The sequence below is a fragment of the Saccharopolyspora soli genome (assembly GCF_022678645.1).
Classification (GTDB): domain Bacteria; phylum Actinomycetota; class Actinomycetes; order Mycobacteriales; family Pseudonocardiaceae; genus Saccharopolyspora; species Saccharopolyspora soli.
In genome coordinates, this window is record NZ_JALBWV010000007.1 from 189,892 (window position 1) to 201,745 (window position 11,854).

Sequence of the window (11,854 nt, forward strand, 5' to 3'; positions counted from 1 at the left end):
CGCCTCCGCCTCGGGCCGCGTGCGGGAAAACGGTTCAACCAACCGTTCGAAAACTACGACGCCGCAGCCGCCGAGGTCAAAGCCGCGGCGGGCGATGAGTTTCGGCGGCGGCGCAGGTCGGTACTGGTGAAGACGTGTTCGTCCTATACCGAGGAGGAGGGCCATGCGCATCGAGTTCCCAGGCGAGTCGCCGGAGTACCGAGCGGCCCGTGATCGGTTGCTGGCACAAGAGGTCGAACTGCGGCGGGCGATGGAGTCGGTCGCCGCAGCTCGGCGACAACTGCCCCCAGGCGGGTTGGTCCCGGAGGACTACGTTTTCCAAGGGGCTGGGCCGGACGGCGCCCCGCAGGACGTGCGACTGTCCGAACTGTTCGGTGCGGGCAAGGACTCGCTGGCGATCTACAGCATGATGTTCCCGCGGTACCCAACCGATGACCGCCCCGGGGCGAGCACCGGAACAACCGCGGAGCTGAGGCTGGTAGAGGCTCCGTGCCCGTCGTGCACGGCGTTCCTCGACCAACTCGACGGTGCCGCCGAACACTTGGGCCAACGGGTCAACTTCGCCGTCGTCGCGAACGCCCCGCTACCCCGTCTGCTCGCCTTCGCCGCCGAACGCGGTTGGCGACGACTGCGGCTGCTGTCCGCACGCGAGAACAATTACAACCGCGACTACCTCGCGGAGACCGAGGAGGGTTATTCGCTGCCAATGTTGAACGTCTTCCACCGCGAAGGCGATGAGATCCGGCACTTCTGGGCCTCGGAGATGTTCTACGCGCCGAGCGACCCCGGACAGGACCCGCGCCACAACGGAACCCTCGAACCCCTGTGGAACATGCACGACCTGACCCCCGAAGGTCGCCCGGAAAACTGGCACGAACAGCTCAGCTACACCTGAGCACCCCGCTTCGAACAGATCAGCGCCGTGCTGCTGGGCGGTCGCTGGCGTGCTTGATCTCGGGTGACTCCTGATCGACCTTTTCCAGCAGTTCCAGCAGGATGTGCCGCTGTTCTTCGGTGAGCGGCGCGAACAACTCACCGGCCGCCCGAGCGCGGAACTCGATCAGCCGCTTGCACATCTTCCGACCATCCGCGGTCAGTTCCAGCAACGTGGAGCGGCGGTTGTCGGGGTCGACTTCGCGGCGCAGCAGACCTGCGTTCTCAAGCGCGTCGACGATCGGCGTCACCGCGCGCGGTACTACATGCAGCCGTGCTGCCAGGTCGGTCATCCGCGGCGGCGTCTCGCACCCACCGAGCACGGACAGCGCACGTGCCTGCGCGGGCGTCAACCCGAGGTCCCCGATCTCGCGTCGCTGGAGGACGTGCGCAGTCTTGGCAAGCCGCATGAACAGCGCACCGAGGCGATCTTCCGCACCACCGACTCCCACCTGGCCAAGTCTAACAGAGTGACAGTAATAGTGAACTATGGTAAATATGAACGTGTCTCTGTATCCGTTCCCGCTGGAGCCGCCTATGTCGTCGCCCGAACACTCCACTCCGCAACCCGTGCAACTGCGCCGCATCGTGCGCCTCTTCCACCCGCACCGGGGCACGCTCCTCGTCGTCGCGCTGCTGGTCGCCGTTTCGTCCCTGGTTTCCGTGGCGTCCCCGTTCCTGCTGCGCGAGGTGCTCGACGTAGCCATCCCCCAGCGCCAACTCGGCCTGCTGAGCGCACTGGTGCTCGGCATGATCGGCGTGGCTGTCGCGACCAGCGTGTTCAACGTCGCCCAGACCTACCTGTCCACCAAGGTCGGGCAGAACGTGATGCACGAATTGCGCTCCGCGGTCTACGCGCGGCTGCAACGCATGTCACTGGCGTTCTTCACCCGCACCCGGACCGGCGAAATCCAGTCGCGCATCGCCAACGACATCGGCGGTATGCAAGCCACGGTCACATCCACCGCGACCTCGCTGGTCTCCAATCTCACCACCGTGGTGGCCACGCTGGTCGCGATGGTCGCGTTGGACTGGCGGCTGACGATCGCATCGGTGGCGCTGCTGCCGATCTTCGCCTGGGTGGGCCGCCGGGTCGGCAGGGAACGCAAGCGGATCACCGCGAAGCGGCAGCGCCAACTCGCCGCGATGTCCGCCGGGGTGCAGGAATCGCTCTCCGTCAGCGGAATCCTGCTGGGCCGCACGATGGGTCGGGCGAAGTCGCTGACCGACACGTTCGAAGCCGAGTCGGCCGCGCTGGCCCGGCTCGAAGTCAGTTCGAGCATGGCGGGCCGGTGGCGGATGTCGACCATCCAGATAGTGATGACCGCGCTGCCCGCGCTGATCTACTGGACCGCCGGAGTCACCAGCACCTTCGGCGTGCCGCTGATCACCTTGGGCACCCTGGTCGCCTTCGTCACCCTGCAGCAGGCCCTGTTCCGGCCAACCCTGTCGCTGCTGTCCACCGGGGTGGACGTGCAGAGTTCGCTGGCGCTGTTCGGCCGCATCTTCGAGTACCTCGACCTGCCGGTGGACATCGACGAACCCAGCCGCCCGGTGCGGCTGTCCCGGATCGAGGGCGAAGTTCGCTTCGCGGACGTCTCCTTCGGCTACTCCCCCGAAACCGCCGACGGCACCCTCACCGGGATCGACGTGACGGTACCGGCCCGCACCAGCCTCGCGGTGGTGGGCGAAACCGGATCGGGCAAGACGACGTTGAGCTACCTGGTACCACGCCTATACGACGTCACCGGCGGCGCGGTGCGCATCGACGGCGTCGACGTGCGCGAACTCGGATTCGACACGTTGGCCGACGCGGTCGGTGTGGTGCCCCAGGAGCCCTACCTGCTGCACGCCACGGTCGCCGACAACCTGCGCTTCGCCAAACCCGACGCCACCGACGAGGAACTGGTCGCGGCGGCGAAAGCCGCGCAGATCCACGAGCACCTGGCAAGCCTGCCGGACGGCTACGACACGCTGGTCGGCGAGCGCGGATACCGGTTCTCCGGCGGGGAGAAGCAGCGGCTGGCAATCGCCCGCACGATCCTGCGCGACCCGCCGATCCTGATCCTCGACGAGGCGACCAGCGCCCTCGACAACCAGACCGAGCAAGCGGTGCAAGAAGCCCTCGATGTGCTGTCCGCAGGTCGGACCACCATCACGATCGCGCACCGGCTGTCGACCGTCCGGGACGCCGACCAGATCGTGGTGCTCGACGGCGGGCGGATCGTGGAACGCGGTACGCACGAAGAACTCCTCGCCGCCGACGGCCGCTACGCGGCGTTGGTCCGCAGCGACGACCAATTGGCGTCCGCCGCGTGACTACCAGGGCCGCAGGTGCTGCGGCCAGATGGGTGGACGAATTCCTTTCGTCGCGCAGAGTTCACCGGTTCCGCACTGATCCGATGCCGAGCGCGCTTCTAGGGTCGCGGTGCCCTGCTGGCTGATCTGCTGTCGTGCCAGCGGGTTCCACCTCTCACTGGAGGAGCAAGCCGTGGAACGTCGCACCTTCCTGCGGGCCGCCGTCACCAGCAGCGCCGTGGTCGCCTTCGGGTTCAGCGTGACGCGCGAGGCCATCGCGTACCCGGCCCAGACCGGCCCCAGCCCCTACGGACCGCTGCAACCAGCCGATGCCAACGGCATCGAACTTCCGCTGAACTTCACCAGCCGCATGATCGCCCGCTCCACCCAAGCCGTCTCCGGCACCGACCACATCTGGCACGGTGCGCCCGACGGCGGTGCCTGCTTCGCCGATGGCACCGGGTGGATCTACGTCTCGAACGCCGAACTCGGTAGCGGCGCTGGCGGGGTGAGCGCCGTTCGGTTCGACGGGAACGCCAACATCAGCGGCGCGTACCCAATCCTGTCCGGCACGACCCAGAACTGCGCCGGTGGCGCCACGCCGTGGAACACCTGGTTGTCCTGCGAGGAAACCGACCGCGGCTACGTCTTCGAGACGGACCCGTGGGGCCGTCAGACGGCCGTCCGGCGGGATGCGATGGGCCGGTTCAAGCACGAGGCCGCAGCCGCCGACCCGGATCGCCGGGTCGTCTACCTGACCGAGGACGAATCCGACGGCAACTTCTACCGCTTCGTGCCCACCAACTGGGGCGACATGTCCGCCGGTACCCTCCAGGTGCTCGTCGAGGCCGACGGCGCGCTGTCGTGGGTCGACGTCCCGGACCCGGACGGCAGCCCCACGCGCACCCGCCACCAGGTCAGCGGCGCCAAGGTGTTCGACGGCGGCGAGGGCGCCTACTACCGCAACGGCACGTGCTTCTTCACCAGCAAGGGCGACAACCGGGTGTGGGCCTACGACGCGGTCAACAACACCCTGGCGATCGCCTACGACGACGACTTGACCAACGACCCGCCGCTCACCGGCGTCGACAACATCACCGGCGCCCAGGTCGGGGACCTCTACGTCGCCGAGGACGGCGGCAACATGGAGATCTGCATCATCACCCCGGACGACGTCATCGCCCCGTTCCTCCGGGTCAACGGGCAGTCCGGGTCGGAGCTGTGCGGGGTCGCGTTCAACCCCGCGGGCAACCGCCTGTACTTCTCCTCGCAGCGCGGCACCACCGGCTCCAGCAACGGCGGCATCACCTACGAGGTGACCGGCCCGTTCCGCAACTGAGCCGCCCACGAACCGCCAGACCGGCCCGCGAGTCCTATTTGGACTCGCGGGCCGGTTTGCTCGCAACGGGATGCGGCGGCATTCCAGTGCTTTTCGCATGTCATGCCCTTCCGGAACAGCGAACGAGGCACGACTTGCTGCGTCCGACCTGGGATGCCCGAAGGACCCGCTGCGCCACCGGCTCCGGTGGTGCGGCGAAACGCTGTGGAAACGTCCTGCTCAACTGTTCTTGACCGCCGAACGCGCGCGACCGTAGCCTGCACTCCCAGAATCGACGTAGGACGTCCCACCTCTCGTCCTGATCGCCCCAGGAGGCAACGTGCGCCCCCACCTCTCCCGGACCTTCGTCAGTCGTCGCGACTTTCTGCGCTACAGCGGGGCCTTGGGCGCGGCTGCCAGCATCTCCGCCACCGTTTCCGCCTGCGGTGGTCCCGCCTCGACCACCTCCACCGGCGATGACGACGAGGGCCTGGTCACCGCCGTGATCGGCTACGGCAACGACCAGAGCTGGGACCCGTCGATGACCGCGTCGGCCTTCTCGATGGCCGCCAACAACCACGTCTACGAAGGACTCGTCGACACCGACCTGATCAGCCGCGACCCGTACCCCGCGCTGGCGACCGCGTTACCCGACGCCAACGCGACCACCTGGCGGTTCACCCTGCGACCGGGCGCCAAGTGGCACGACGGCCAGCCGGTGACCGTCGACGACGTGCTGTTCAGCTTCGAGCGGGCGCTCAACCCGCAGACGCTGATCTACTCGTTCTTCACCGCCTGGCTGCGCGAAGCCCGCAAGGTCGATGACACGACCGTCGAACTGGTGCTGAAGTTCCCGTTCCCCGACGGGATCCAGCGGCTGACCATCGCGAAGATCATGCCGAAGCACGTCTTCGGCGCGCCCGGTGGCTGGGACGCCGCCAAGTCCGGCAAGGCCGTCGGGTCCGGGCCGTACCAGCTGGTCGAGCACAACCCGAAGGCCAACACGAGGTTCGAGGCGTTCGCCGACTACAACGGTCCGCGCAAACCGACCGTGCAGAAGATGAACTGGCTGTCCATCGTGGACGCCGCCGCTCGGGTCGCGAAGATCTCCGGCGCCAGCGCCGAAGCCCAGATCGCCGAGAACATCCCCTACGCCAACATCGACCAGCTGCGCCAGAGCGGGCTGACCGTCGAGGGCGGCAAAGGCATGAACCACATGTTCCTGATGTTCAACACCGGTCAGAAACCCTTCGATGACAAGCGGGTCCGCCAGGCGCTGCTGCACGCGATCGACACCCGCAAGATGATCGACGTGGCGCTCAAGGGCCACGGCACCCCGGCCAGCAGCTTCCTCAACGAGCAGAACCCCGCCTACGCCAGGGCGAAGACCGTCTACGACTACAACCCCGACCGGGCCCGAGCGCTGCTGGCCGAGGCCGGGGTGAGCGGGCTGTCCATCACGTTGATGGCGGTGAACGTCAGCTGGCTGGCCGACTGCCTGCCCACCATCGCCAACTCCTGGGAAGCCATCGGCGTCAAGGCCGTGCTGGAACCGCAGGACACCAGCGCGCTGTTCACCAAGATGGACCAGTCGCAGTCCTACCAGGTGGTCGCGGCGGCGTCGAACCCGAACCAGTTCGGCCTCGACCCGGACCTGATCCTGCGCTACAACTACACGGCTGGCGGCACCTGGATGAAGTACACCAAGTGGGACTCCAGCCCGGAGGCCGCGCAACTGTTCGCGATGATGGACCGGGCGATCCAGGAACCGGACGCGGCCCGACGGCTCCAACTCGTCCACGAATACCTGGACGTCGTCGCCGAGCAGGCGGTCCTCTACCCGGTGGTGCACAACGAACTGGTGAGCGCCTGGGATCCGAAGAAGCTCACCGGCGTCCAAGCGCAACCCTACCCAGGCGTGAACCTCCTGCAGGCCAAACGAGTTTGAGGCCGTCCGGTCGGAACTTTCCTGGAGGAACCGTTGGTCGTGATCGCGAGGATGTTGCTGCGGCGCATTCTCATCCTGATCCCGCTGCTGCTCGGCGTGATCCTGTTCGTCTTCATCATCATGCGCTTCTCCACCAGCAAGCCGGAGTACGCCTACTTCCAGGGCGCCAACCCGATGCCGGAGCAGATCCACCAGTTCCAGTTGGACAACGGCCTGCTCGACCCGCTGCCGGTGCGCTACGTGCGGTTCGTCGCCGACCTGGTGCACGGCGACATGGGCACCAGCGTGCTGACCAAGGCACCGGTGCTGGACCAGGTGGTCACGGCACTGCCGCTGACCATGCAGCTGACCTTCCTCGGGCTGTTCATCGCGGTCGTGCTGGCGCTGCTGTTCGGTGTCACCGGGGCGCTCTTCCGGGACCGCTGGCCGGATCAGCTGATCCGGCTGGTTTCGCTGGTCGGGGTCGCGGCACCGGCGTTCTGGATCGCGCTGCTGGCGATCCAGTGGCTCGCGGTCGACCTCGGCTGGTTCCCGACGGGTGGCTACGTCAACCCCGGTGACTCGTTCGGCGGCTGGCTGCGGTCGATGACGCTGCCCGCGATCTCGCTGTCGCTGCCGGTGGCCGCACAGCTGACCCGGATCACCCGCACCGCCGTGGTGGAGGAGTTGGACAAGGACTACGTCCGCACCGCGATCGGCAACGGCCTGCCGCCGATCGTGGTCGTCGGCCGCAACGTCCTGCGCAACGCGCTGATCAACCCGCTGACCGTGCTCGGCCTGCGGATCGGCTACCTGCTCGGCGGCGCGGTCGTCATCGAGACCATCTACTCGCTGCCCGGCATGGGCCAGCTGATGATCACCGCGGTGCGCAACGGCGACCCGGCCGTCGTGCAGGGCGTGGTGCTCACCATCGCGACCGGGTTCGTCCTGGTGAACCTCGCCGTGGACGTCCTCTACCTGCTGGTCAACCCCCGACTCAGGAGCGCCGCGTGATGCGCAGCGGACTCGCGAAACGACTTTCCCGGCCCGGCATCGGGTTCCGACGGCTGAACACCGCGTGCTGGATCGCCGTCGGCGCGCTCGTCGTGGTCTGCCTGGCCGCGGTGTTCGCGCCGCTGGTGGCCCCGCATTCCCCTTATGTGCAGGAAGTCGCCTCCGGTGGTCCTAGCGCGGCGCACTGGATGGGGCTGGACAGCGCGAACCGGGACATCTTCACCCGGCTGTTGTACGGCGCGCGCTGGTCGCTGCTGATCGGCCTGGGCGCCACCGGCCTCGCGCTGCTGGCCGGTGCGGTGGTCGGGGCCGTCGCCGCCACGTCCCGCACCTGGGCCGGCGAAACGATCATGCGAGTGCTCGACGTCATCATGGCCTTCCCTGGCATCGCATTGGCCGCCGTGCTGGTAGCGGTCTTCGGCGGCAGCATCCCGGTGCTGGTCTTCGCGATCGCCTTCGTCAACACACCGCCCATCGCGCGCATCGTGCGGGCCAACGTGCTCGCCCAGTACGGCGAGGACTACGTGGCGGCGGAGCGGGTCATCGGCGCGCGCACGCCGCACATCCTCATCCGGCACGTCGCCATCAACTGCGCGGCGCCGATCCTGGTGTTCTGCACCGTGATGGTGGCCGACGCGATCGTCTTCGAGGCGTCGTTGTCGTTCATCGGCGCGGGCGTGCGCCCACCGGACCCGTCCTGGGGCAGCGTCATCGCCGACGGCAAGAACATGGTCCTGCTCGGCGGCTGGTGGGCGACCGTCTTCCCCGGCGTGGTCATCCTGATCACCGTGCTGTCGCTCAACATCCTCGCCGAAGGCATTTCGGACGCGTGGGCAGCACCGGCCACCCGGCAGGCCGCGCCGGGAACCAAGCAGCAGACGCGGATCAACACCGGCCAGCGCACCGAACTGCCCGGTCTGGCCGAAGCGGCGCGGCGGCTGGCCGAGCGGGCGCGTCCGCTGCCCGACGGCGACCCGATCCTGCAGGTGCGCAACCTCGCGATCGGCTTCGACGGCCGCCACGACGGCGTGGACATCGTGGCCGGGATCTCCTTCGACGTCCGGCCCGGCGAAGTCCTCGGGCTGGTCGGCGAATCCGGCTGCGGCAAGACGCTCACCGCGTTGACCGTGATGGGCCTGCAACCGCGAGAAGCCCGCATCAGCGGGGAAATCCTCTTCCGCCGCGACGGCGGGGCAACCGATCTGCTCACCCTCCCGCGTGCGACGCGTCGCCGACTGCTCGGCCACGACATGGCGATGATCTACCAGGACGCGCTCTCCTCGCTGAACCCGGCCATGACCATCCGAGCGCAACTCAAGCAGGTGGTCCGGCGCGGCGGTCGGCGCACACCGGCGGAACTGCTGGAGCTGGTGGGACTGGACCCGGCGCGAACGCTCGCGTCCTATCCGCACGAGCTCTCCGGCGGACAGCGGCAGCGGGTGCTGATCGCGATGGCGCTGTCCCGCGATCCGCAACTGATCGTGGCCGACGAGCCGACCACGGCTCTCGATGTGACCGTGCAGGCCCAGGTGATCCAACTCCTGCTGCGGCTGCGGGCGGAACTCGGCTTCGCCCTGATCCTGGTATCCCACGACCTGGCCCTGATCTCGGACGTCACCGACCGCATCGTGGTGATGTACGGCGGGCAGATCGTGGAATCCGGGGTCACAGCGGCGTTGGTCGAGGCGCCCGCGCACCACTACGCCCGCGGGCTGTTCGGCGCGGTGCTGTCGGTGGAATCCGGCGCCCAGCAGTTGACCCAGATCCCCGGCGTGGTCCCGGCCCCGGCCGACTTCGGGTCGGGCTGCCGGTTCGCCGACCGCTGCCCGATGGCCACCGCCATCTGCGACGAAAAGCCACCGGCGCTGGCCGGGCAAGGCAGGTTCCACTCGGTGGCCTGCCACCACCCGGCGATCGACCTCGCCACCACCAGCGCGGAAAACCGCGCGGCAGCACAGGAGCTCCGATGACCCCGCCTGAGACGATCGTCGAACTCGCTGACGTCCACGTGACCCACAAAGCGCGTTCCGGCGGCCTGTTCCGCCGCGACCGGGTGTACGCGGTCACCGGCGTGGACTTGGCCGTGGCGGCTGGCGAAACCGTCGGTGTCGTGGGCGAATCCGGGTGCGGCAAGTCCACCCTGGCCAAGGTGCTGGTCGGCTTGCAGCAGCCGACCGCTGGCACGGTTTCCTTCCACGGCAAGGACATCTGGTCGCTACCGGCCACCCGGCGCCGGGCCGCGATCGGCGCCGAGGTCGGCATGGTCTTCCAGGACCCGTCGACCGCGCTCAACCGGCGCCTACCAATTCGCCAGGTGCTGCGCGACCCGCTGGACGTCCATTCGCACGGCAGCGGGCAAGCGCGCGACGAACGGGTGCGGGAGCTGCTCGACCTCGTCGGCCTGCCCGCGAGCGTGGCGAACCTGCTGCCGGGGCAGGTTTCGGGTGGCCAGCGCCAGCGAGTGGCCATCGCCCGCGCGTTGGCCCTGGGCCCCCGGTTGCTGGTCGCCGACGAACCGACCAGCGCCCTCGACGTCTCGGTGCGTTCGCAGATCCTCAACCTGCTGCTGGACCTCAAGGAACAGCTGAACCTGGCGCTGGTGTTCGTCTCGCACGACATCCAGACGGTGCGGCGGATGAGCGACCGGGTGGTGACGATGTACCTCGGGCGGACCGTCGAGCAGCTCCCGGCCGACGCCGCTTCCCGCGCCCGCCACCCCTACACCCGAGCGTTGTTCTCCGCGACCCCCGGACTGCTGTCGCCGATCGAACCGATCCCGCTCATCGGACCGGTGCCGTCGGCGACCCATCCACCGAGCGGATGTCCCTTCCGCACCAGGTGCTGGCGGGCCGACGAGGTCTGCGCGGCCACGATGCCGGATCCGCAAAGCGACGATGCGCGGCACACGTTCCGCTGCCACCACCCGGTCGCGACCGGCACGACCGATTTCGAACTCGCCACCGAAGCGCTGTCCGAAACCGGCCTCGCGGCGCGCACCTGACTCCGCCCGATTTTCACCCGACCGCCGCGTGCACGGCCTTCACCAGGCGCTCGTTCTCCGGGGCTGGTCCGCCGGGGAAGGCGAAGCGGCGTCGGTTGAAGCCGTAGGCGAGGCCGGTGCGCGGGTCGGCGAACGCCTGCGAACCGGCAGCGCCGCCGTGTCCGAACGCGGCCTGGCTGAGGATGGGGTACGTGTCGCCGATGGCGGCGAAGCCGAGGCCGAAAACCTTGTGCTGGCGGGACACCAGGTCGTAGCCGACCGAGTGGACCTGCACGAAGGCCGCGGCCGTGTCCGGTTTGAGCAGCGGCGGACGACCGTCGACCTCGCTGATCGCCGCCGCGTACATCCCGGCCAGACCGCGTGCCGAGGCCACACCGCCGACGGACGCGGGCCCCTTTTCCCGCACCACGCGGAAGTTGGGCAGCTCCGGCAACTCGGGCGCGTTCGGGTAGTTGCGGTTCATCGCGATGCCGGACAGGCTTTCCGGGCCGGTCGCGGCCGCATCCAGTTCGGCCTGCTGTTCGGGGGTGGGACGCATGGGCAGTGTCGTCAGGAAGCGCGGCTCGTGCTCCTCCGGCAAGCCCAGGTGGAAGTCGAGGTCGTACGGGGCGCGGACGCGCGCCTCGAACTGCTCCTGCAACGTCTGGCCGGTGACGCGCCGAACCACCTCGCCGGTGAGCGCTCCGATGACCAGCGCGTGGTAGCCGAAAGCGGTGCCCGGCCGCCAGTACGGACGCTGCGGGGCGATGCGTTCCGCGATGATGCGGTCGTCGGCGAGCTCGTCCAGCGGCAAACCGCTATCGACGCCGACCACCCCGGCGCGGTGGGCCAGCAACTCGCGCAGGGTGATGTCCTGCTTGCCCTCGGCGCCGAACTCCGGCCAGTAGTGGCTCACCCGCTGGTCCAGATCGAGCACGCCGTCCTGCACCAGCAACGCCACCACCAGGTGGGCACCACCCTTGGTGGCCGAGAACACCCCGATCAGCGAATCACCGCGGACCTCCGGGCCGACCCAGAGGTCGACGACGCGCTCGCCCGCCAGGTAGGCGACCAGCTGAGCGGCGTAGTCGTTGCCTTCCTCGGCTGCCACGGCGGCGAATTCCTCCCGCACGGGCTCGAATCCAGCGGCCACGGTGCCCTGCGGGGTGTTCTCTACCGACATCCGCGCTCCCTCGATACGACACGAGTTCCCGTTGGAACAACCAGGACCACGCCCGGATATTCCCGCGGCACACCGATCGCCGCACGACCTGCCGTAGTGGGGGGGGGGGGGGGGGGGGGGGGGGGGGGCGCGGGCCCCCCCCCCGGGGGGGGGGCCCCCCCCGGCGCCCCCCCGGCCCCCCCCCGGGCCCCGGGGGGCGCG

The 11,854-nt window shown here is 68.8% G+C and carries 9 protein-coding genes; 7 read left to right on the forward strand and 2 right to left on the reverse strand.

Annotation, left to right across the window (positions count from 1 at the left end; genetic code table 11):
• Nucleotides 1-163: 163 nt before the first annotated feature.
• Complete coding sequence (locus MOQ72_RS07945) at nucleotides 164-895, forward strand: DUF899 family protein (RefSeq protein ID WP_242181487.1); 732 nt, start codon at nucleotides 164-166, stop codon at nucleotides 893-895.
• 19 nt (nucleotides 896-914) lie between these two features.
• Here the strand turns inward: MOQ72_RS07945 and MOQ72_RS07950 are convergent, their stop codons facing one another.
• Entirely contained in the window at nucleotides 915-1,385 is a 471-nt protein-coding gene (locus MOQ72_RS07950) for a MarR family winged helix-turn-helix transcriptional regulator (RefSeq protein WP_242181488.1), read from the reverse strand.
• Between the two features lie 85 nt (nucleotides 1,386-1,470).
• Here MOQ72_RS07950 and MOQ72_RS07955 point away from each other — a divergent pair, with 85 nt between their 5' ends.
• The 6 genes from MOQ72_RS07955 (at nucleotide 1,471) to MOQ72_RS07980 (ending at nucleotide 10,491) form a co-directional block, all read left to right on the forward strand.
• On the forward strand, nucleotides 1,471-3,252 hold the full coding sequence (locus MOQ72_RS07955) for an ABC transporter ATP-binding protein (protein ID WP_242181513.1): 1,782 nt from the start codon (nucleotides 1,471-1,473) through the stop codon (nucleotides 3,250-3,252).
• A 172-nt stretch (nucleotides 3,253-3,424) separates the two neighbouring features.
• Nucleotides 3,425-4,570, forward strand: a complete 1,146-nt coding sequence (locus MOQ72_RS07960; RefSeq protein ID WP_242181489.1) for an alkaline phosphatase PhoX — start codon at nucleotides 3,425-3,427, stop codon at nucleotides 4,568-4,570.
• A gap of 319 nt (nucleotides 4,571-4,889) precedes the next feature.
• Nucleotides 4,890-6,497 carry an ABC transporter substrate-binding protein gene (locus tag MOQ72_RS07965; RefSeq protein ID WP_242181490.1) on the forward strand — a complete coding sequence of 536 codons (1,608 nt, stop codon included), beginning with the start codon at nucleotides 4,890-4,892 and terminating at the stop codon, nucleotides 6,495-6,497.
• A 39-nt stretch (nucleotides 6,498-6,536) separates the two neighbouring features.
• On the forward strand, nucleotides 6,537-7,490 hold the full coding sequence (locus MOQ72_RS07970; RefSeq protein ID WP_242181491.1) for an ABC transporter permease: 954 nt from the start codon (nucleotides 6,537-6,539) through the stop codon (nucleotides 7,488-7,490).
• On the forward strand, nucleotides 7,490-9,460 hold the full coding sequence (locus MOQ72_RS07975) for a dipeptide/oligopeptide/nickel ABC transporter permease/ATP-binding protein (RefSeq protein ID WP_242181492.1): 1,971 nt from the start codon (nucleotides 7,490-7,492) through the stop codon (nucleotides 9,458-9,460). The genes MOQ72_RS07970 and MOQ72_RS07975 overlap by 1 nt, the downstream gene beginning before the upstream one ends.
• Complete coding sequence (locus MOQ72_RS07980; protein WP_242181493.1) at nucleotides 9,457-10,491, forward strand: oligopeptide/dipeptide ABC transporter ATP-binding protein; 1,035 nt, start codon at nucleotides 9,457-9,459, stop codon at nucleotides 10,489-10,491. Before MOQ72_RS07975 ends, MOQ72_RS07980 begins: the two co-directional genes overlap by 4 nt.
• Before the next feature lie 13 nt (nucleotides 10,492-10,504).
• Here MOQ72_RS07980 and MOQ72_RS07985 read toward each other — a convergent pair whose 3' ends face one another.
• On the reverse strand, nucleotides 10,505-11,653 hold the full coding sequence (locus MOQ72_RS07985) for a serine hydrolase domain-containing protein (RefSeq protein WP_242181494.1): 1,149 nt from the start codon (nucleotides 11,651-11,653) through the stop codon (nucleotides 10,505-10,507).
• Between the last annotated feature and the right edge of the window lie 201 nt (nucleotides 11,654-11,854).